The following is a 20,794-nucleotide window of genomic DNA, read 5'->3' as shown; positions in this document are numbered from 1 at the left end:
TAACAGGTGGCGTCTGTCATCTGTGTGTATGCGCGCATCGGCATGCTGGCCGGCCCCGCAGCTGACAGGTTATTCCAAGTGGCATTCTCCCGCAGACCCCGATCCGCACTGCTGTTGTTGCTGGCCCTGGGTCCGGCCGCCGCCGCCGCCGCCGCTGCGGCAACGCCTACCGTGCTGCGCATCAACGATGTGCTTGCCGTCGGCACCCACAACAGTTACAAGCTGCCGATGCCGCAAGCCCGCCTGCAGGCGCTTGCCGGACGCGAGCCGGAGATGGCGCAGGCGCTGGACTACGCCCACCGTCCCCTGGTCGAGCAGCTGCAGCACGGGGCGCGCCAGATCGAGCTGGACGTCAACTTCGACCCGCAGGGTGGCCATTACGCGGCCGGATCGGCCGACCCGGACCTGCAACGGCCAGGCTTCAAGGTGCTGCACATGCCTGGGCTGGACAATGCCAGCAGCTGCACCAGACTGCTGCAGTGCCTGCGGCAGCTGCGCGCGTGGTCCGATGCACATCCCCGTCACGCGCCGATCCTGCTGCTGGTCAACGCCAAGGATGACCAGAACGCCCGCCTGGGTGGCATCGACGCATTGCGCTTCGATGCGGCGGCGTTCGACGCGCTGGATGCGGAAATCCGCGCGGTGCTCGGGCCGGAAAAACTGATCGTGCCCGATGACGTGCAGGCCGACTACCCGACGCTGCGCGAGGCGGTGCTGGCGGGAAACTGGCCGGCGCTGGAGCAGGCGCGCGGCCGCTTCCTGTTCGCGCTGGACGAAGGTCCGGCGAAGGTGGCGCTGTATCGGGGCGATCGCCGTTCATTGCAGGGCAGGGTGCTGTTCGTCAACACCGATGCCGATTCACCGGCCGCTGCCTACATGACCCTAAACGACCCGATCGGCCAAGCGGACCAGATCCGCCGCGCGGTGCAACAGGGTTTCATCGTGCGCACCCGTGCCGATGCGGAAACCCGCGAGGCGCGCACCGGGGATATCCGGCGGCGTGACGCCGCACTGGCCGGCGGGGCGCAGTATGTATCGACGGATTATCTCTGGCCCGATCCGCGCTTCGCCACCGGTTACCAGGTGCCGCTGCCGCAGGGGGCAGCGGCGACCTGCAATCCCGTGCGCGCAGACCACTGCGGCATGACCGATCTTGAAGCCCTGCCTTGAACAGCAAGCGGTTCAGGGCACCATCGCGGCCGAGTTCACCAAGCCTACGGCGATCGCCACGCCCGCCGAAAACCAGCCGGCGCTTTCGTTGCCGGCGTCGATCTGGTCCGGTCCGCGCCGGGTGATGATGGCGCGCGAGATACCGAAGGCCAGCATCTGCATCACCGCCGCGATGGCCGCCCAGATCGCGGCATCGACCAGCGACACCGAGTGGCTGATCACCGAATTGATCGGCAGCGCCAGGCCGACGAGGGCACCGGCCATGCCGATGCCCGCCGCCTTGTTGCCCTGCCGGATCAGGGTTATTTCCTTGTGCGGGGTGATCAGCGCGACCAACGTGATGGCCAGCAGCAGGATCAGCAGGCCGATCCCCATGAAGGCGGCGAAGGCGAGGAACGATTGACCGGTGATGACGTAGTTCATGGCAGACCTTGGGGCGTGTCAGGGCAGGCGCCCACGCTACCGCATCGCTGGAACGAATGCGCGCGATCGCGATCGCGAACGCAGCGTGGGCATGAAAGGTCGATCCACTGCCTGCCTGTCCATGACATCGCCTGCACGGGCTGCAGCAGACTCTTGCGCGTCCCAGGCCGCACTTCCGCCGCCTGCCCAGCGAGCAGACCATGCGCGATACCGTACACGCCCGTTATGCCACCCCCTCGCGCGTCCGCGAAGGCCGACCATTCCCGCAGGGCGCCACGTTCGACGGCGAGGGCACCAACTTCGCGCTGTTCAGCGCGCACGCCACACGGGTCGATCTGTGCCTGTTCGACGACGCCGGCAACGAAGAACGGATCGAGCTTCCCGAATACACCAACGAGGTCTGGCACGGCTACCTGCCGGACGTGAAGCCGGGCCAGCGTTACGGCTATCGCGTGCATGGCCCGTACGCGCCCGCCGAAGGCCATCGATTCAACCACCACAAGCTGCTGCTTGATCCGTATGCGCGGGAAATCGAAGGCGACCTCACCTGGAGTGATGAGCTGTATGGGTACACCATCGGTCACCCCGATGCGGACCTGAGTTTCGACGAGCGCGACAGTGCGCCGTTCATGCCCAAGGCCGTGGTGGTCCATGACGACTATGACTGGGAAGATGACCAGCGCCTGTTGACCGCCTGGAACCAGACCCTGGTGTACGAAACGCATGTGCGTGGCTACACGATGCGCCATCCCGAGGTCGCCGAAGCTGTGCGGGGCACCTGTGCCGGCCTGGCGCACGACGCGGTGCTGGATTACATCAAGGGGCTGGGGGTCACCGCGGTGGAGCTGTTGCCGGTACAGGCCTACCTGGATGACAGCCACCTGCTGGAGAAAGGCCTGCGCAACTATTGGGGCTACAACACGCTGGCCTTCTTCGCGCTGAAGAGCCGCTACCTGGCCAGCGGACACCGCGACGAGTTCCGTGACATGGTCAAGGCGATGCACCGCAAGGGCCTGGAAGTGGTGCTGGACGTGGTGTACAACCACACCGCCGAAGGCAACCAGCTGGGCCCGACGCTGTCCTTCAAGGGCATCGACAACGCAACCTATTACCGCCTTGCCGACGACAAGCGCTATTACATCAACGACACCGGCACCGGCAATACGTTCAACCTGAGCAACATGCAGGCGATGCGGTTCGTCACCGATTCGCTGCGCTACTGGGCACAGGACATGCACGTTGACGGCTTCCGCTTCGACCTGGCGACCATCCTGGGCCGGGAACCGAGCGGGTTCGACCAGCGCGGCGGGTTCCTGGACGCCTGCGGGCAGGATCCGCTGCTGTCGCAGGTCAAGCTGATCGCTGAACCGTGGGATTGCGGGCCCGGCGGTTACCAGGTCGGGCGTTTCCCGCCGGGGTGGGCGGAATGGAATGACAAATTCCGCGACAACGCGCGAAGCTTCTGGAAAGGTGACGAGGGCATGCTGGCCGAGTTCGCCACGCGCTTCACCGGATCGGCCGATCTGTTCGATCGCCGGGGTCGTCGCCCGTGGTCATCGGTCAACTTCATCACCGCCCACGATGGCTTCACCCTGCATGACCTGGTCAGCTACAACGAAAAGCACAACGAGGCCAACGGCGAAGGCAACCAGGACGGGTCCAACCATGATGGTTCATGCAATCACGGCGCCGAAGGAGAAACCGACGACGCGGCGATCAACGCACTGCGCGAGCGGCAGATGAAGAACCTGCTGGCCACGCTGCTGCTGGCCCAGGGCACGCCGATGCTGCTGGCCGGCGATGAACGTGCGCAGACCCAGGGTGGCAACAACAATACGTATTGCCAGGACAACGAAACCGCGTGGATCGATTGGCAGCGGGACCCGAGCGAAGGACGGCTGGCGGAATTCGTGCGCGAACTGACGGCACTGCGGCGCCGCTACCCGATCCTGACCCGTGGCCGCTACCTCAACGGGCGCTACAGCGAAGAGGCCGGGGTCAAGGACCTCACCTGGCTCAATCCGAGCGGGGCGGAGATGCAGGAGGCTGACTGGACCGATGCCGGCGCGCGATCAGTCGGCCTGGTGCTGGAAGGCAAGGCGCAGCATTCGGGGGTGCGCGAGCATGCCAACGATGCCACTCTGTTGATCCTCATCAACGCATGGCACGAAGGGGTGTCTTTCAAGCTGCCCGATGACGAGCAGACACCGCTGCACTGGAAGCTGATGGTGTCCACCGATGAAGCGCTGGATCGCGAGTCGGTGCCCAAGGGCTCAACCGAATTCCTTGCCCCGCCGCGCAGCGTCACCGTGTTCGAATGCCGTAGTTGACGGCAGGACGGGCCGGGGGGCGTGCAATGCCCCCTGGCCGCAGGGGGCGGTCACACCAGTTGCGCGGTGGGCTTGTGCGTGGCCAGCCAGATCGCCTGCCACAGCCCGGAAAGCCCGATCAACGCGTAGACCGCACGCGGCCACGGACTGTCGATGCCGCAGGCGAGCCCGATCAGGTCGATCTGGAACTGGCCCTGCAGGCCTAGGCAGATGGCACCGAACAGCACCATGATCATCGTCGCGATGTTGAACGCTCGCACTGCATTGCCCCTGGTTGACTCATTGGTGTGGACATGTTGGCGCGCGTTCCGTGCGAGCACCGTGATCGCGCGCTTCACGCCCCCTCAACCCGGGCCTGCACCCGCACTGCACGCTGGGCTGCCTATGCTCTGTCCATTCCTTTCGTCCTGGCAGACACCCGCATGGTCCCCACTTCCTATTGGCGCAAGAGCTGGGGCAGCTTCGTGCAGCCCAATACCGGGTCGTTCGATATCCGTGATGTGTCCTGCCTGCAGGAGCCGACCTCGCTGCGGATCGTCCACCTGTACCGCATAGATGCCTGCTGCCAGCGCTGCGACCGCGCTTTCTCGGCACGCGACGGCCAGGGCATGGCGACGGTCACCGGTGCGCGCGTGCTGACCTGCCCGGGATGTTCGGCCACCCAGGCGGTATCCAACCGCGAGCTGGCGCGCTTCTCCGCCTCCCACCCGGGCGCCGCGATGGCCGCTTCGGGGCCGGTTGCCGAAGTTGCTTGAGTGCGCACCACCGTGAAGAATTCCTTGCGCGTCCATCACGCCGCCGCACAGAGGGCTGATGGACACTGTGCGCATGAGATGTGTTGCCGATGCCATGAACCGCCCCGACACCCGCACCCGTACCCGTACCGAGAACGGCGCAGCACCCAGGATCCTGGTGGTCGAAGACGAGCTTGAGCTGTCCACGCTGCTGCAGACCATCCTGGTGGGGGAGGGATACCAGGTCGAGCAGGCCTATTCCTTGTCAGATGCGCTGCATTCGATCGACGAAGAGGCGTTTGATGCGGCTGTACTCGATGTCGAGCTTCGCGACGGGCTGGTCTTCTCCGTCGCCGATCGTTTGAAGGCGCGCGGAATTCCGTTCTTTTTCCTGTCTGCGGTTTACCGCGGGGTTGTGCCAGTGGCGCACCATGACGTGCCGTTCCTGAGCAAGCCTTATGAACTGGACGAACTGAAGGATTACCTGGCTGAGAGTCTGCGAAGCGCTTCATGAGTCCCAAGTCAGTAGGAGAGGCGCAGGCAGCCGTGTGGCGTCACACGCTCTAGCAGACGGCGATGGCAACCTGTCGGCCGTCTTTCACTGTCTCCCAGGAGCACACAGCCATGGCGTCCAGCCCCTTCCTTCATCCCGCGCGGGCGATACATCCCGTGCATGCCGCCGTGCTCGGTGGCGTGCTTCCGCTTTTCCTCGGCACGCTGCTGGCGGACTATGCCTACTGGAGCAGTCATGAGATCCAGTGGAGCAATTTCGCTGCGTGGCTGTTGATCGGCGCCATGGTGATGACCACGCTCGCCCTGCTGTGTGGCGTCGTCGGCCTGGCCCGGCATCGTCATGGACTGGCCTACGTGGTGGTCCTCGCAGTGACCTGGGTACTGGGTTTCTTCAATTCGCTGCACCATGCGCGTGACGCCTGGGCGGTGATGCCGGCCGGCCTGGTGATGTCGGTGGTCGGTACGCTGCTGGCCCTGGTGGCGACCTGGACCGGCCTGTCCACCCTGCGCGTGGGAGGTGTCCGATGAGCCGCCAGATGATCACGATTCTCTCGGTTTCGGTGCTGGCCGCGGCGCTCGCCGCCTGCAGCAACAAAGCCCCGCAGGTGGATCAATACGGCGCCACCCCGGAGATGCCAGCGCCCAAGCGCGACCTGATGCCGGACATGACCATCGCCAAGCCGACCGCGTGGGGCGACAGCGTCCCGACCGTGCCGGCCGGTTACCGTATTTCAGCCATCGCCACCGACCTGGGCATTCCGCGCCAGACCCTGGTGCTGCCCAATGGTGACATTCTGGTGGCGGAAGGGCGGGGCGGCAACGCGCCGAAGCTGAAGCCGAAGGATGTCATCGCCGGCAAGATCAAGGCCAAGGGCAACACGGCGGTGAAGAGTGGTAACCGTCTGACGCTGCTGCGCGATGCGGACGGCGACGGCGTGTATGAGCTGAAGACCGTCTTCGCCGACAAGCTCAATGCACCCTATGGGCTGGCGATGATCGGCAATGTGCTGTACGTCGCCAACCAGGATGCGCTGGTGCGGTTCGACTATGTCCAAGGGCAGACCCGGGCCAGTGCGGCGCCGGTGACGGTCACCGAGCTTCCGTCGGCCATCAACCACCACTGGACCAAATCACTGACCGCGAGCGCCGATGGCCGCCACCTGTACGTGGGCATCGGCTCCAACAGCAACATCACCGAACGTGGCATGGCCGCCGAAGTGGACCGCGCCGTGGTCTGGCAGATCGATGCCGCGACCGGCGCCCACAAGACCTTCGCCACCGGCCTGCGCAACCCCACCGCGCTGGCCATCCAGCCGGGTACCGGCGCGCTGTGGGCGGTCGTCAACGAACGCGATGAGATCGGGCCGAACCTGGTGCCGGACTACCTGACCTCCGTGAAAGAGGGCGCGTTCTACGGCTGGCCGTACAGCTATTGGGGCAAGAACGTCGATGATCGCGTGATGCCGCAGGATCCGGCGAAAGTGGCCAGTGCCATCGCGCCGGATTATGCGCTGGGCTCGCACGTGGCCGCGCTGGGTGTCTCGTTCTCCGGCCCTACCATGGGCGCGAAGTTCGCCGATGGTGTGTTCGTCGGCGAGCACGGCAGCTGGAACCGCAATCCACCCGTGGGCTACAAGGTGGTCTTCGTGCCGTTCCGTGACGGCCGCCCGGCCGGTGAGCCGATCGACTTCGTCTCCGGTTTCCATGGCGAAGACGGGCTGACCCGTGGCCGCCCGGTGGGCGTGACCGTGGATCCCCGCGGTGCGTTGATCGTTGCCGATGACCTCGCCAACACGATCTGGCGGGTAACGCCGGATACGGTCGCCGCCCCGGCTGCACCGGCGGCGTCCCCGCCTGCACCGGTCACCCCGTAAGCCGGCTGCGTCCGTGCCGGGTGATCCCCGGCGCGGGCGGCGCTCAACCCAGCACCGCGCGTACGCGCGTGGCCAGTTCGTCCACGCTGAACGGTTTGCCGATCAGCTGCACGCTGGGATCCAGCACGCCGTCCTGCACCAGCGCGTTGCGGCTGTAGCCGGTCGCGAAGAGCACTTTCAGGTCCGGCCGGCGTCTGAGTGCCTCGTCGGCCAGTTCGCGGCCGTTGACTTCCGGCATCACCACATCGGTGAACAGCAGTGCGATCGCCGGATGCGCGTCGAGCAGCTTGAGCGCGGCGGCAGCGCCGTCCGCGGCCAGCACCGGATAGCCCAGTTCGGTCAGCGCGTCGATGGAGAACTGGCGCACGCCCGGCTCATCTTCCACCACCAGCACCAGCTCCTGCCCGCCGGACGACGCCACCGGGGCATCCTCTGCAGTGGAGGGCGGCGCATCGAGCACCGCCATCAGGCGCGGCAGGTAGAGCATCACGGTGGTGCCCCGGCCGACCCGCGAATCGATGCGCACGTGGCCGCAGGACTGCTTGACGAAGCCGTACACCTGGGAAAGTCCCAGTCCGGTCCCCTGGCCGACTTTCTTGGTCGTGAAGAACGGCTCGAAGGCCTTGGCCATCACCTCCGGCGGCATGCCGCTGCCGTCGTCGGCGACGGAGATCAGCACGTATTCGCCGACGGGGACGCCGCCGGCTTCGGCGCACTCCTGCGCACAGTTGGCCGTCTCCACCGTGAGCCGGCCACCGGCGGGCATGGCATCGCGTGCATTGACCGCAAGGTTGAGGATCACGTTTTCCAGCTGGTTGGCATCGGCGAAGGTCGACCACAGGTCGGCGGCCAGTACCGTCTGCAGGCGCACGCTGCTGCCCAGCGAATGCACCAGCAGGTCCGACATGCCCGCCACCAGCCGGTTGGCATCCACCGGCACCGGCTGCAGCGGCTGTTGGCGTGAGAACGACAGCAGCCGCTGGGTCAGCTGCGCGGCCCGGCGCGCGCCATCGATCGCCATGTCGATGTAGCGCTTGGCACGCGCATCCTGGTCGCCCAGGCGTGCCGCCAGCAGGTCAAGCGGCCCGATGACCGTGGCCAGCATGTTGTTGAAATCATGTGCGATGCCGCCGGTCAGTTGGCCCACCGCCTCCATCTTCTGGCTCTGCCGCAGCGCGTCTTCGGCGCGTGTGCGCTCCTGTACCTCCTCCAGCACGCGCGCTTCCAGATGCTCGTTCAGCTCTTTCAGGCGGGCCTCGGCCAGCCTGCGTTCGGTAACATCGATGGCCACCCCCAGTACGCGCAGGCAGCGGTCCCCTTCGAACAGCCCGCGGCCTTTGGCGGCAACCCAGCGCAGCACGCCGTCTTCCCGGCCCACCGTGCGGTATTCCACGTCGTAGAGCGCGCGCACGGCCGGATCGGCGGCGGCGGCGAAGGCGGCGGTGGTCGCCTGCCGGTCATCCGGATGCAGGCCGTCGTAGAAGTCCTGCAGGGATACCTCGACCTGCGCGGAGATGCCGAACATGGCCTTGGTGCGTGGCGGCCAGATCAGCACATTGTTGACCAGGTCCACGTCCCAGAATCCCATGTCCCCGGCTTCGGTCGCCGAGCGCAGGCGCTCTTCGCTCTCGGCCAGCGCCGCCTCGGCGGCCTTGCGCGTGGTCAGGTCGAGCATCGCACCGATCATCCGCTGCGGCTCGCCGGAGGGGCCGCGCAGCACCGTGCCTCGATCCAGCACGGCGGCATAACTGCCGTCGGCACGGCGGAAGCGGTACTCGCCCGACCAGGCCGAGCAGCTGCTGTCGATCACCGCGTGGATGGCCGCATCCACCCGGCCACGGTCGTCGGGATGGATATGGTCCAGCCACCATTGCGCGCTGGTGGCGGTGACCGCATGCCCGAACAGCGTGCTCAACGCCTCGTTCCAGATGACGTGGCCATCGGCCATGCGCCAGTCCCAGATCGCATCATTGGTCGCCCGGGCCGCGAGCCGGTAGCGTTCCTCGATTTCCCGGTGCTGGGCTTCGGCGGCCTTGCGGTCAGTGATGTCCAGCGAGGTACCGACCAGGCCGACCACGGCGCCTTCACCATCGCGCAACGGCGCCTTGGTCGACAGCCAGAACGCACGGCGGCCATCGGGGAAACTGATTTCTTCTTCGACCTGTTCACTGCGGCCGCTGGCCATCACGCGCTCATCGGTGGCCATCACCGCTGCCGCCTGCGCGGGATCGCCCAGCAGCTCGGCATCGGTGCGCCCGACATAGTGCTCCGGCGGCATGCCGATCAGTTCGGTGGTGCCGCGGTTGCCGATCAGGATGCGGCCCTGGCGGTCCTTGGCGTAGACCACGCCGGGCGCGGCCTCCACGAAGGAACGCAGCAGGGTCTGTGCCTGGTCACGTTCGGCTTCAAGCCGGCGCCGCTCGTCGATATCGATCAGCACGCCGGGGAAGTCGATCGCGCGGCCGTGCGCATCCAGGTCGACACGGCCGGCCGCCTCCAGCCAACGGTACTGTCCGTCCGCGCCGCGCGTCCGGAACTGGTGCACATAGCGCCCGCCGCGGCCTACTGCCTCGGCGATCGCCTTCTGCAGGCCGTCCCTGTCGTCGGCGTGCACTGCGGCCACCACCTGGTCCAGGCGCAGCTCGCTGCGTGCCAGCGCCGGATCCAGGCCGAAAGCCCGGGCGAGGGCATCATCCACGGCGAGTCTGTCGTGCGCCACATCCCAGAACCAGGTGCCCACGATCGCCCCGGCGGCGAGCGCCAGTTTGACCCGCTCGGCATCACGCGCCACCCGGGTGGAATTTCCGTCTTCAAGGTTCAAGGTGTTCTCACGGCGAGGCGCGGGGATGACGTGGTTGGCCGCATAGATTATCGCCGCCGCCCAGCGCTGGGAACGTGGCTTGCTGAAGCTGATCAGGATGTCACCGGCGCAGCGTCTTCACGCCAGCGCGGACTGTGGCCTGCGGCTTCCCTTTGTCGTGTGGCACAGTGGCGGCGCGGAAGCATCCACTACGTCAAGGAGATCGGAATGAACGCGAGAACGATGATGCTGGTGCTGTACCTGGCCGCGGCAGGGTCGGCGATGGCAGGCGGCAGTGCGCGGTTCGGCAACAAGCTGGTGAGTACCGGCGACGGGGCAGGCAAGGTGACCCAGGTGGCAGGCAAGCCGGACCGGGTGATCCAGTTGGAAACCGACTACAGCGGCAACGTGGGTGAGCGCTGGGAGTATTACAAGGCGCAGAAGACCGTCCAGATCATTTTCCGCGATGGCAGGGTGACCGAGGTCAACGAGCTCTACAACTGATTGGCCAGTACGCCCTGAATCGATCTAAACTCGGTCGAAACCACCTTGGGAGGGCAGGGCATGGCAAAGATGAGGGCAGTAGTGGGCGCCGCGCTGGTTGCTGCGGCAATGTTCGCTGCCGTGGCCGCTCCGGCGGCCTCGGCGGGGCTGGCTGGCCCTGCGGCGGCAACATCCGGCAACCCCATCCTGCCGGGCTGGTATGCCGACCCGGAAGCGGCGGTGTTCGGGAGCACTTACTGGATATTCCCGACCAGCTCGGCGCCGTATGCCGAGCAGACCGGATTCGATGCATTTTCCTCGCCCGACCTGGTGCAGTGGACCCGGCATCGCAGCGTACTCACCACCGACGCCATCCCGTGGGCCAAAGAAGCCCTGTGGGCGCCTTCGGTGGTGGAAAAAGACGGTCGTTACTACTTCTTCTTTTCCGCCAACGACATCAAGACCGACCAGGAAACCGGCGGCATCGGCGTGGCCGTGGCCGACCGCCCCGAAGGCCCTTACCGCGACCTGCTCGGCAAGCCGCTGATCGGCACCTTCCATAATGGCGCCCAGCCGATCGACCAGTTCGTGTTCGAGGACGATGACGGCGCCTGGTACATGATCTACGGTGGCTGGAAGCACGCCAACATCGTGCGGCTGAAGGATGATTTCACCGGCGTGCAGCCGCACGAAGATGGCACGCTGTACAAGGAGATCACGCCCGCGCCGGAGTATGTCGAAGGCTCGCTGATGTTCAAGCGCGGCGGGCGCTACTACTACATGTGGTCCGAAGGGGGCTGGGGTGAACCGGAGTATTCAGTGGCCTATGCCATCGCCGACAAGCCCACAGGCCCGTTCAAGCGTATCGGCAAGATCCTGCAGCAGGATCCCACCATCGCCACCAGCGCCGGCCACCATTCGGTGATCCGCGCGCCGGGCTCGGACAACTGGTACATCGTCTACCACCGTCGCCCGCTGGGAGAGACCAGCCGGCACCACCGCGCCACCGCGATCGACCGGATGTACTTCGATGAAAAGGGACTGATCCTGCCGGTCCGGATGACGATGGAGGGCGTGCCGGCCGAGCGGCTGGACGCGCGCTGAGCGCGGTTGTCCCGCCCACGGTGGACCTGCTGCCGCGCTTGGTCGGCGCTCCAGCGCGGTCCATCGCGTGCAGGGCGGTTTCGTCGGCGTGCACTGGAGTGGCCGGGGCGCAGGTGCAGTCTGCCGGTGTACGACCTACCCGACGCGACAAGGAATGTTCGATGCCATCCCGAGCCCCACTGCTTTGCTTTGTGCTTGCCGGTTCCCTGCTGTCCAGCGGCGCGATGGCGGCCGACGCCAGTGCACCCCCGGATGACGCGTGCGCGCTGGCTGCCCGGCCCCTGCGCGCGCCGGAACTGCGGGTTCCCTTCGACATCGTCGACGGCCGCATCTATCTCCAGGTCCAGGTCAACGGCCGCGGACCATTCCGCTTCGCCGTCGATACCGGGGCAAGCGGCATCGGCCGCGCCGACTCCCGCCTGGCCACCGCGCTCGATTTGCCGTTGCACGGCCAGGCCACCACCTCCGATGGCGTGGCCAGTGCCAGCGTGCAGACGGTCCGGATCGACTCGCTTGCCTTGGGCGCGGTGGTCCGGCGCGACGTGGAGATCATCACGCGCGACTACAACGCTCATAACGCGCCGGAGGCTGCGTTCATGGGAATCCTCGGCCGTGGCTTCTTCGACGACGGACTGCTGGTCCTCGATTACCCGCGTCGCACGCTGTCCTTCAGCCGCACGCAGCAGCTTCCCACCCGGGGCCCGAACGCACTGCCTTATGAGCGGGCTTTCCGCGTACCGGTGCGGATCGGTGGGCAGCAGGTGCTGGGCCAACTGGACACCGGGGCAAACGTCAGCTTCGTGCTGCCACGGGCGCTGTATGACACGGTTTCCGCCGGCCCCCTGGAAGCAGCCGGCCGCTCGCGGTTGACCAACAGCCAGATCGAGGCGCAGCGGGCCACTGTGCAGGGGCCGATCGAGATCGGCCAGCTGCGCCTCGCCGATGTGGAGGTGCGCGTGTCGGCGAAGTATCCCGAGCTGCTGATAGGCGCACACGCTCTGCAGCAGGCCGTGGTGCTGATCGACCAGCGCACGAAGGCGGTGGCGATCTGCCGGTAGGTCGGACGGCCCTGCGGCTATACTCGGCCTTCATCCTCAAGGAAGTTCGATGGCCGTCCTGCTGCTTGCGATCGTGGTCATCGAAGGGATCCTGCTGCTGTCATGGTGGCGCCCCTACTGGGTATGGGGCGTGCCGGTGTTCAGTCGTCGCATCCCCGCGCCTTACCCGGCCTTGAAGGCGTTTCCCTTCCACCGGCTGGAGCGCGAAGTGGCCGCGGAAAAATGGCCGGATATGGTGTTCCGGCCGCTCGACAAACGAAGCCATGGGTTCCGCGAAAGCTTCGGCCTGCATTTTGGATGGCGCTACCCGCCGCTGATGCGTGGCCAGATCGTGATCGACATGCGGCGCCGGCAGATCCATGTCATCGGTCGCGGCAGCTGGCTGCTGATGGTCGCCGTGGTGACCGCCATTCCTGCCCTGAAGGTCGCACCCGCTGGGGTGCTGGTGGTCGCGCTGGTGCTGATCGCCAGCTATCTGGTCCAGCGCCATCGCTTTCTTGCCGTCGTCGCGGCGATACGCCGGGTGCTCGATCACCCGGCGGCCAACTAGCGCCCGCCCGTCAGCAGCAGCCGGGCCTGGGTGCCCCAGCCCCCGATCAGCACATCGGCCCTGCCGTCGCCGTCCAGGTCGCCTTGGCCCATGCTCCAGCTGCGCCCCACGGTGATGCCGGGCACCACGGCAAGCGTGACATCCCGGAAATGGCCCTTGCCATCGTTCTGCCACGCACGCAGTTGCAGCGGCACGAAGCCGGGCACCTGGATCGCGCCGACCAGCAGGTCGGGGTGGCCATCGCGGTTGAAGTCGACCACCGTCCCGGCCCAGCTGGAAAACGTGTGCGCGGGAAGGCGCTCGGCAGTCTCATCGCGGAACCGGCCGTTGCCATCGTTGACCAGCAGGCGCGTCTGCGGATCCTTGTCCCAGGCGGCGTTGTTGCTGGTGATGTTGAAGAACACGATGTCCGGGCGGCCATCACCGGTGAGGTCGGCCACGTGCACTTCGCGGGTTTCCATCGGCACCTTCAGTTCCAGCCGATGCGACTGGTCGGCGAAGTGTCCGCTGCCATCGTTGATCAGCAGGCGGTTGGGGTGCGCCGGGCTGGCCAGCACGGCGTCCAGGTCGCCGTCGCCATCGATATCGGCAAGCGCTACACCTTCGGTCTGCGCATCGGCCTGCGGCAGATGGGTCGCGCTGGCATCGATGAAATGGCCGGGTCGTTCGGGGTCGTTGAGGAAAAGAAGACTGCGGGACGCCCGCGCAGGCACCCGGGCGCCGTGGCCGGTCTCGCCGGTGCTGCCGATGAAGATGTCTGGCAGCCCATCGCCATCCACATCGCCCACCGCCAGCCCGTTGCCCTGGCTGCCGGCAGGCAGGCGCTCACTGGCATCGGTGAATCCGCCTTTGCCATCGCCCAGGAACAACTGGTGCACCTCCTCGGACTCGCTGATGAACACCATGTCGGCGTGGCCATCGCCGTTGAAATCCGCAGTGCGCACATGTTCGTTGTCACGCATCGTGCGGCCGAACGCATCCGGAACGTAGCGAAGCTTTCCGGTTCCATCGTTGAGGTAAAGCCGGTTGACGCCGTGTTCCACCGAGACCACCACGTCGCGGTGCCCATCGCCGTTGACGTCCACGAACACCGAATCGGTGGAATGCAGGCTGGGCGCTGCCGGCACATGGGTTGCGGTGGCATCGACGAACACCGAAGAGGGGGCCTCCTTGATCAGCTCGAATGCGTCCGTGGCGGGGTCGCGCGGTTCTGCGCGCTGGGCGGAGGCGGCGTGCGCGGCGGCCAGCAGCGTCAGGCTGGTGGCCAGCAGGAGAATCGACAACGGTGGCGGCATCGGGTGCTCCGGGTGCAGGAACCAGCCTTGAACCTAACCGCAAAGCGGGCGCTTCTGCAAAACCGCCCCTGCATGCCACTATCATTCCCGCACGCGGCCTTGGCCAACGGAACGTATTTCAATGTCTGACATGCATCTGGTACTGCAGGAACTGTTCAAGGTCGGCCGGCTGGAGCGCCGCGAGATCACGCTGGTCGCCGCCCCGCGCACTTTCCCGATCTGGGATCGCGTGGAGAAGCTGCTGAAGATCAAGGGTCCCGAGCCCCGGACCCTGACGCGACACATGCTGTTTGATCTGTACCGGCTGTTTCCGCAGCTGAAGGGTGAGATCGAACTGACGCGTTACATCTACACGCTCGGCACCTTCAAGCCAGCCCGCGTGCCGGCCGATGGCTACCTGCTGGCGCGGCGCTCGGAGGTCGATGGCAGTGTCATTGCGATGTTCCATGCCCCCGCCGAACAGGTGCAGCAGGCGTGGACGGACGCCTTTGCCCCCGATGCCCCCGGTGCCTACGTGTCGCGGTTCATCGCGCCGGCCCTGCGCGCCCCGCTGCTGGCGGCCTACGGCGTGCCTGACGATGGCGGCAGTGAGTGCTTCCACGAACTGCACCCGTACGTGCTGGGCCACCGCGATCATTACCTCAAGACCTACGGCGTGGACATCGGGCCCGGGCACGCGGCAGACGACTCGACGGCGTGACGCGTCACGCCGGTCCGGCGTCCGGCGGCATTTTCTTCACCCGTTTCCGATGGTCCTGCACGTTGTCCCCGGTGATGCGCTTCTGCTCGGTGCCGGTCACCGTATGCAGCTTGCGGTCGTTGCCGGTCACCGGCTTGGCCGCCACGGCTGTCTCGCGCTCGAATGCATGGGACTTGTCCGTGTTGCGGTAGTAACGGAAAAGCGTCCAGTACAGCGCCGTCGCGCTGGCCGGACCCAGCGCAAGCAGCGCCACCAATCCACCCCCATCACTGCTCATAGCGTCATTCCCAGGAACCAGAGGACCGCGCCTTCGACGATCGTGCCCACGCCCAGCGCCGCCAGCAGCAGCTTCCAGTGCTGCACCGGCACACTGCCCATGGTTTCACCCGTGCGTCCGTTGACCGCGATGTAGTGCAGCATGCCCTTGCCGCGCTGGCGGTACGAATACAGCCAGACCGGCACATACATCGCCACCCAGCGCGACCCATGCACCTCGATTTTTTCCATGTCCCAACGCACGCCGCGGTCGTATCGCCGCACCGACGGTTCCAGCCTGGAGCGGGCGATCGACAGCAACTGGTCCTCCAGCCGCGGTCGCAGCTGTTCGATATCCACGTCGCGCTTTTCCGATGAATACCCCACCAGATAGGACGCGTTCCACTTCAGCGCATTCTTGGTGTCGAAGGGCAGGATGGTGTTGATGATGTTGTTGGTATTGGTCTGTATGTCCAGCCGGCCACGCCGGGCCGAAGACTCCAGCGGGAGGTCGTCGACGGTGAAATCGAGCTGGCGCTCCACCTGGTACACATCGGCGTCGTAGTAGGTCTTCTTGTTCTTCTCGGTACCGCGGGTATAACGCCGCGTCTCAATCTCGCCGTTGCCCACCACGCTGGCGCTGGCACTGCTGTCCACCACCATGTAGGGCAGGTACACGCCGATGACGTTCTCCGGCGTGAATTCGGTCTTGAAGGCCTTCAGCGCGAAGAAGCGCCGCTTGTCCACGAACTGACGGATGCGCGCTACCGCATCGGTCTTGCTGACCTTGAACGGCAGCACTGCATCGGGCACGGCCCCGTTGGCCACCTGTTCGTTCACGCCGAATACGTGACGGCACCAATGGCAGCGCGCCGTCATCGTGCTTTCGGTATTGATCGTGACTTCGGCGCCGCAGCCGCTGCATTTGAAGCTCATCAGGCTGGCGGCCCCGGCGTCGATATTCCGCGCGCCGGAGGCGATCACATCGCCACGCAGGTCCTCGATGCCCGTGCCCAGCCCGAAGGCCTCCTCGATCCGGTCGCCGTGCCATGCGTTGCGGCAGTACTGGCAGACCAGCACATCGGTGCCGAGCGCGTGGCGGATATCGCTGGATCCACATTTCGGGCAGCGATTGAGTCCATCCTTGAGCTCCGCAGCAGACGTATCCAGGGCGACCGGATCCGGCGCCAGCAGTTCGTCACGGATCGGCGGGGGCAGGGTGGAGGGGTCCACCCCGAAACTGCCAGGCAGCGGCGGCATGTCCTGCGGCGATCCCGGGCCGGCCGGGGAAACCGCCCCGGGCAGGGGCGGTGGCTTTCTGGAGTCGGTCATCGTGGCGTCGCCTGGCGTCTTACAGTCCCAGTGCCTTGGCTTTCAGCTTGTCGTAGTCATCCTGGGTGATCAGGCCGAGATCGAGCAGTTCCTTCGCCTTCTTCAGCTGGGTCACCGTGTCATCGGCAGCCGCTGCGGCGGGCGCGACAGGCTGCTGCAGGCTGCCGGCACCGAACATCCCCGAGGCCATGCCGACGCCCACCAGCCCGGCGGCACCGCCGCTTTCGCCGGCCGACTGGATACCCTGCGCCACGCTGGCCTGCAGGTTGGAATTACCGCGTGCACCGGCCAACGCATCGGCGCGCTGCACGGTCTTGAGCAGCTCACGGGTGTTGGTGTCGTACTCGATGGAAACGATCGCGGTCTTGACGATGGCCAAGCCACGATCGGACTCCCACTGGTAACCCTGCTCAACTGCGCTGGACAGGCTCTGCGCGAAGCCGAGTGAATCCTGCTGCAGCTTGCTGATGCGGTTGCCTTTGCCTGGATCGTTGGTATACAGGCTGAAGGCCGGCGCCAGCGAGCCGACCACCTCGTTGAACAACTGGCTGGCGGCCGCATTGTCCAGGTCGGTGAAATCGAAAACCTGGCCGGGCTGGAGATAGCGTGCCGGAACGAAATTCTTCACGAACAGGATCGGATCCACGATCTTCAGCGTGTACGAACCGCGGGTCACCGCGCCGACCTGGGTGCCGAGGAAGCCGTCATCCCAGTAGATTTCCGACTGGGTGCCGAAGCGGTTGTCCGGCAGTTCCTTCAACGACACGAAAAAGGCTGCCTGCTGCGATCCCGGCTGGCCGCCGAACTTGAAGCGTTCCCAGCTCTGCCGGATCAGCGAACTGACCAGGCCGTCGCCGGCGAAGATCGACTGCGAGTTGATGTCATCCGATTCCCAGATGTAGCCGCCCGGCTCGGCGACGAATGCGGTGACCGCGCCATCCTGCAGCAGCAGCAGGCCATAGCCTTCGGGCACGACGATCTTCGAGCCGTTGCTGATGATGTGGTTGGACGCGCTGGTGTTGGAACCGCGCCCGGCATTGGTGCCACGCGGCGCCGCGGCAAACAGCGCTGCGGTGGAGGGCAGGCCGTTCGGCACCGTGTAGAAGTCCTTCCACTGGTCGGCGAGGACACCGCCCACCGCACCTGCCACCGCCTGTCGAAGACCCATGACAATTCCCTGTTGTTCGTGGACAGGCACCACGCCCGTCGTGCTCGTCCGACTATATCAGCCGGTGCAGCCGGGCGACACGCGCCGGCTTCAGGGCAGGTTGCACTGCATCTTGCCGTCCACGTAGTAGGGCTTGGGCACGTTCGGGTTGTCGCTGGTCTTTTCGAACACCACCTCGAACGAGCCCAGGTCCGGCGTCCCCTTGCGATCGGTGCAGGCGGCCTGCAGCTTCTGTTTGACGACGGCGATGCCGGCTTCGCGGTTGGCCCCGTCGGCGCTGTTGGTGAGGTTGGCGACCTCGGCGAAGGCGGCCGGGGAGGCGCCGAGCAGGCCGGCGGCGATCAGGGACAGGTGCAGCTTCTTCATGGACGCTCCTTGTAGTGGGGCGGGCGATCGGTGCCCGGCCAGCAGGATAGGGCGGCGGGGTTAAGGTCCCGTGGACTGCAGGCGCCTACGGGGATCTCGGCTAGACTGCCGGGCAGTCGTGCTGCGGAGTACGCAATGCCTTCCACGGTGATCGGGGCTGCCGCCCGCCAACTGGTGCAGGAAGAATGCCTGGCGATTGCCAATGCGTTGGCGATGCGCTCGGATATCCATGTGGGCGTGCACAGCGCCCGCAAGGCGATCCGGCGTTTACGCGCGGTGCTGGCGCTGTTTGCAACCGACGAACCGCCACTGCAACGCAGCGACCGTGCGCTGCAGCGGCTGGGTCGTGGTCTTTCGGCGCTGCGCGATGCGCATGTGCTGGTGGATACCGCGCAATCCCTGCAGGACGGCGCTCCCGCCTCCGGCTGGGTCACTGTCATCACGCATCTGGGTGCCCGCCGTGACCGCCTGCTCCAGCGCGCCTATGCGGAGGATCCCGGATTCCAGAAGAAGCGGCGTGCGGTCCAGCGTGTCGGTCTGGAGCTGGATGCGCAGGGCTGGGAGCGGGTGAGCAAGGGGGATCTTCGGCGTGCCTTGGCCCGTAGCCGGCGCAGAGTGAGAAAAGCCGCCGCGCGTGCCCGCGACAGCGATGACCCGGAGGCACTGCATGACTGGCGCCGAAGGGTGCGTCGGCTGCGCATGCAGCTGGAGGCGATGGCCCGGCTGGACAGCGGCCTGGTCAAGGATCATTCCGGCAGTGACGGCGGGAAGCAGGCCAAGGGGCTGCACAGATTGAGCGACGCGCTGGGCCGGCAGCAGGACCTGCGATTGCTGCGCAACCACATGCGGGGCATGCCAGTACTGCAGGACAAAGCGGTGCTGATGGCGCTCGCGCGATGACAGGGCACCGGTAGCGCCGAGCCATGCTCGGCGAGCGAGGCGCGGAGCAACAGCGTAACGACCAGCGGTCGTCACCCACCCATGGCAGAAGCTGACGGCCAGCGGCCGTCACTACCGGGGCACGACTTACCAATCGGTAGGTGCGTAGTCCTTCAGGAACTGGCCCCACACATGCTCGCCCGTGTTGAAGCCATGGATGATCGGGTCGACGATACGCGCAGCGCCATCGACGATGTCCAGCGGTGGATGGAAGCGCTCTTCCTGCACCTTCTTGGCCGCGATGTCCGCCGGATCTTCGTCGGTCACCCAGCCGGTATCCACGCTGTTCATGTGGATGCCGTCGTTCTGGTAATCCGCCGCCGAGGTGCGGGTCATCATGTTCAACGCGGCCTTGGCCATGTTGGTATGCGGATGACGGGTGGTCTTGAAGTTGCGATAGAACTGGCCTTCCATCGCCGATACGTTGACGATGTGCTTGTCACGCTCGGGCGTGGCCAGCATCAGTGGCTTCAGCCGTGCGTTGATGATGAACGGCGCGATGGCGTTGACCAGCTGGGTTTCCAGCAGCTCGACCGACGGCACTTCGGCCATCAGCAGGCGCCACGAATTACGACCCCGCAGGTCGACCTGCTGCAGGTCCTGGTCGAGCCGGCCTTCCGGGAACAGATGCTGCTGGCCGACCAGCTCGTCTTCCAGCAGGGCCACCTGGGACAGCTCGGCGGCGCGGGTCAGGCCATCGGCACCGTTGAGTCCCCGTTCCTGCACGGCCGGAAGCGCGATCGCCGAGGCGTCGCTCAGCAGCTCGGCGCCGCGAAGACCCTCGTAGTGGCCTACCAGCTTGCGCACGGTTTCGGGCAGTTCGTGCAGCGCGGCCGTTTCGCCGGCCATCATGTGCGCATAGAACTGCGGCGGCCGGCGCACCGTCTGGCAGGCATTGTTGATGATGAAGTCCAGTCGCTTGCGGGTGGCCAGCAGCTCACTGCAGAAGGCTTCCACGCTGGGGGTGTGGCGCAGGTCCAGGCCGTACACCTGCAGGCGATGGCCCCACACCGCGAAATCCGGTTCTTCGGCGTAGCGGGCAGCGGAATCACGCGGGAAGCGGGTGGTGACGATCAGTTCGGCTCCGGCGCGCAGCAGCTTCAGGCCCGCCTGGTAGCCGATCTTGACGCGCCCACCGGTGAGCAGCGCGACACGGCCGCGCAGGTCGGCGGTCTCGGTCCGCTTGTGGAAATTCAGCTCGGCACAGGCCGGGCACATCTGGTCATAGAAGTGGTGCAGCTGGGTGAACTTCTGCTTGCACACGTAGCAGTGGCGCAGCTCTGGCGAGTGCACGGGTTCGGCCGCAGCTTCGGCGCATTCCCCATTGCGTGCGTCATGCAGGCCGGCCGCGTGCGGCGGGAAGTAGTTCGGCGTGCTGAAGACGGGCTTGCGGCGCAGCGTGCGGATGCCGGTCTGTTCCAACAGCGCCTCAGCCTTGCGCACCTTCTCCTGGTGGCGGACCTTTGCCTGCTGTTTGAGCATTGCCCGGCGCGCCTTGGGTTCGGGGTGATACACCTTGGCCACCACCTGGTGCAGGCGCACGCGGTCGGCCTCGGGCAGGGCGTCCAGCACGCTGCGGTCGGCTTCGATCGCCTCCAGCAGGTCCAGCGCGGCGCGTAGGCGGTCGGTCAGGGGCAGGTCGTCGGCCACGGGCGCGGCGGGTGGGGCGGTGGTAGTCACATCGAATCCGGAAGGAAAGG

At 66.2% G+C, this 20,794-nt stretch carries 21 protein-coding genes; 12 read left to right on the top strand and 9 right to left on the bottom strand.

Annotated elements, in window-relative coordinates:
* The first annotated feature begins 78 nt into the window (after positions 1-78).
* Positions 79-1,170, top strand: coding sequence for a Ca2+-dependent phosphoinositide-specific phospholipase C (locus SOM47_RS11230; protein WP_320505592.1), 1,092 nt, complete (start codon positions 79-81; stop codon positions 1,168-1,170).
* A 12-nt stretch (positions 1,171-1,182) separates the two neighbouring features.
* On the opposite strand, the gene SOM47_RS11225 is transcribed toward SOM47_RS11230, so the two are convergent.
* Positions 1,183-1,593, bottom strand: coding sequence for a DUF350 domain-containing protein (locus SOM47_RS11225; protein ID WP_042612938.1), 411 nt, complete (start codon positions 1,591-1,593; stop codon positions 1,183-1,185).
* A 200-nt stretch (positions 1,594-1,793) separates the two neighbouring features.
* On the opposite strand from SOM47_RS11225, the gene glgX reads away from it, so the two are divergent.
* On the top strand, positions 1,794-3,923 hold the full coding sequence (glgX, locus tag SOM47_RS11220) for a glycogen debranching protein GlgX (RefSeq protein ID WP_192083579.1): 2,130 nt from the start codon (positions 1,794-1,796) through the stop codon (positions 3,921-3,923).
* A gap of 50 nt (positions 3,924-3,973) precedes the next feature.
* On the opposite strand, the gene SOM47_RS11215 is transcribed toward glgX, so the two are convergent.
* Positions 3,974-4,183 carry a DUF378 domain-containing protein gene (locus SOM47_RS11215; RefSeq protein ID WP_042612965.1) on the bottom strand — a complete coding sequence of 70 codons (210 nt, stop codon included), beginning with the start codon at positions 4,181-4,183 and terminating at the stop codon, positions 3,974-3,976.
* Between the two features lie 162 nt (positions 4,184-4,345).
* On the opposite strand from SOM47_RS11215, the gene SOM47_RS11210 reads away from it, so the two are divergent.
* The 4 genes from SOM47_RS11210 to SOM47_RS11195 all read left to right on the top strand — a co-directional run bounded on the left by SOM47_RS11210 (position 4,346) and on the right by SOM47_RS11195 (position 7,044).
* Positions 4,346-4,678 (top strand): hypothetical protein, encoded by a 333-nt coding sequence (locus tag SOM47_RS11210; protein WP_042612936.1) that lies wholly within the window; start codon positions 4,346-4,348, stop codon positions 4,676-4,678.
* 58 nt (positions 4,679-4,736) lie between these two features.
* Positions 4,737-5,171, top strand: coding sequence for a response regulator transcription factor (locus SOM47_RS11205; RefSeq protein WP_235306014.1), 435 nt, complete (start codon positions 4,737-4,739; stop codon positions 5,169-5,171).
* Between the two features lie 110 nt (positions 5,172-5,281).
* Positions 5,282-5,698: a DUF2231 domain-containing protein gene (locus tag SOM47_RS11200; protein WP_042612934.1), complete on the top strand. Its 417-nt coding sequence runs from the start codon at positions 5,282-5,284 to the stop codon at positions 5,696-5,698.
* Entirely contained in the window at positions 5,695-7,044 is a 1,350-nt protein-coding gene (locus SOM47_RS11195) for a PQQ-dependent sugar dehydrogenase (protein WP_042612933.1), read from the top strand. The genes SOM47_RS11200 and SOM47_RS11195 overlap by 4 nt, the downstream gene beginning before the upstream one ends.
* 43 nt (positions 7,045-7,087) lie before the next feature.
* Here SOM47_RS11195 and SOM47_RS11190 read toward each other — a convergent pair whose 3' ends face one another.
* Positions 7,088-9,865, bottom strand: a complete 2,778-nt coding sequence (locus tag SOM47_RS11190; RefSeq protein WP_320505591.1) for a PAS domain-containing protein — start codon at positions 9,863-9,865, stop codon at positions 7,088-7,090.
* A 207-nt stretch (positions 9,866-10,072) separates the two neighbouring features.
* Between SOM47_RS11190 and SOM47_RS11185 the strand changes: the two genes are divergently transcribed.
* The 4 genes from SOM47_RS11185 to SOM47_RS11170 all read left to right on the top strand — a co-directional run bounded on the left by SOM47_RS11185 (position 10,073) and on the right by SOM47_RS11170 (position 13,039).
* Entirely contained in the window at positions 10,073-10,348 is a 276-nt protein-coding gene (locus SOM47_RS11185) for a DUF2845 domain-containing protein (protein WP_152620577.1), read from the top strand.
* 60 nt (positions 10,349-10,408) lie between these two features.
* On the top strand, positions 10,409-11,431 hold the full coding sequence (locus tag SOM47_RS11180) for a glycoside hydrolase family 43 protein (protein ID WP_320505590.1): 1,023 nt from the start codon (positions 10,409-10,411) through the stop codon (positions 11,429-11,431).
* 224 nt (positions 11,432-11,655) lie between these two features.
* Positions 11,656-12,489: an aspartyl protease family protein gene (locus SOM47_RS11175; RefSeq protein ID WP_080335074.1), complete on the top strand. Its 834-nt coding sequence runs from the start codon at positions 11,656-11,658 to the stop codon at positions 12,487-12,489.
* 49 nt (positions 12,490-12,538) lie between these two features.
* On the top strand, positions 12,539-13,039 hold the full coding sequence (locus SOM47_RS11170) for a hypothetical protein (RefSeq protein ID WP_042612931.1): 501 nt from the start codon (positions 12,539-12,541) through the stop codon (positions 13,037-13,039).
* Here SOM47_RS11170 and SOM47_RS11165 read toward each other — a convergent pair.
* Complete coding sequence (locus tag SOM47_RS11165; protein ID WP_080335070.1) at positions 13,036-14,334, bottom strand: FG-GAP-like repeat-containing protein; 1,299 nt, start codon at positions 14,332-14,334, stop codon at positions 13,036-13,038. The two genes, SOM47_RS11170 and SOM47_RS11165, sit on opposite strands and share 4 nt — an antisense overlap.
* A 121-nt stretch (positions 14,335-14,455) precedes the next feature.
* On the opposite strand from SOM47_RS11165, the gene SOM47_RS11160 reads away from it, so the two are divergent.
* On the top strand, positions 14,456-15,034 hold the full coding sequence (locus tag SOM47_RS11160; RefSeq protein ID WP_042612930.1) for a hypothetical protein: 579 nt from the start codon (positions 14,456-14,458) through the stop codon (positions 15,032-15,034).
* A 4-nt stretch (positions 15,035-15,038) separates the two neighbouring features.
* Here SOM47_RS11160 and SOM47_RS11155 read toward each other — a convergent pair whose 3' ends face one another.
* The 4 genes from SOM47_RS11155 to SOM47_RS11140 form a co-directional block, all read right to left on the bottom strand.
* Positions 15,039-15,311 carry a hypothetical protein gene (locus SOM47_RS11155; RefSeq protein ID WP_042612929.1) on the bottom strand — a complete coding sequence of 91 codons (273 nt, stop codon included), beginning with the start codon at positions 15,309-15,311 and terminating at the stop codon, positions 15,039-15,041.
* Entirely contained in the window at positions 15,308-16,621 is a 1,314-nt protein-coding gene (locus SOM47_RS11150; RefSeq protein WP_042612928.1) for a hypothetical protein, read from the bottom strand. The genes SOM47_RS11155 and SOM47_RS11150 overlap by 4 nt, the downstream gene beginning before the upstream one ends.
* Before the next feature lie 19 nt (positions 16,622-16,640).
* Entirely contained in the window at positions 16,641-17,789 is a 1,149-nt protein-coding gene (locus SOM47_RS11145) for an SPFH domain-containing protein (protein WP_320505589.1), read from the bottom strand.
* A 90-nt stretch (positions 17,790-17,879) separates the two neighbouring features.
* A complete protein-coding gene (locus SOM47_RS11140) occupies positions 17,880-18,155 on the bottom strand; it encodes a hypothetical protein (RefSeq protein ID WP_320505588.1) in 276 nt (91 codons plus the stop codon).
* A gap of 135 nt (positions 18,156-18,290) precedes the next feature.
* Here SOM47_RS11140 and SOM47_RS11135 point away from each other — a divergent pair, with 135 nt between their 5' ends.
* Entirely contained in the window at positions 18,291-19,055 is a 765-nt protein-coding gene (locus SOM47_RS11135) for a CHAD domain-containing protein (RefSeq protein WP_320505587.1), read from the top strand.
* Between the two features lie 126 nt (positions 19,056-19,181).
* Here SOM47_RS11135 and SOM47_RS11130 read toward each other — a convergent pair whose 3' ends face one another.
* Positions 19,182-20,774, bottom strand: a complete 1,593-nt coding sequence (locus SOM47_RS11130; protein WP_320505586.1) for an SDR family NAD(P)-dependent oxidoreductase — start codon at positions 20,772-20,774, stop codon at positions 19,182-19,184.
* Between the last annotated feature and the right edge of the window lie 20 nt (positions 20,775-20,794).

The organism is Stenotrophomonas sp. CFBP8980, from assembly GCF_034046095.1.
GTDB classification, from domain to species: Bacteria; Pseudomonadota; Gammaproteobacteria; order Xanthomonadales; family Xanthomonadaceae; genus Stenotrophomonas; species Stenotrophomonas lacuserhaii.
This window is presented reverse-complemented; position numbering and strand designations above follow the sequence as displayed.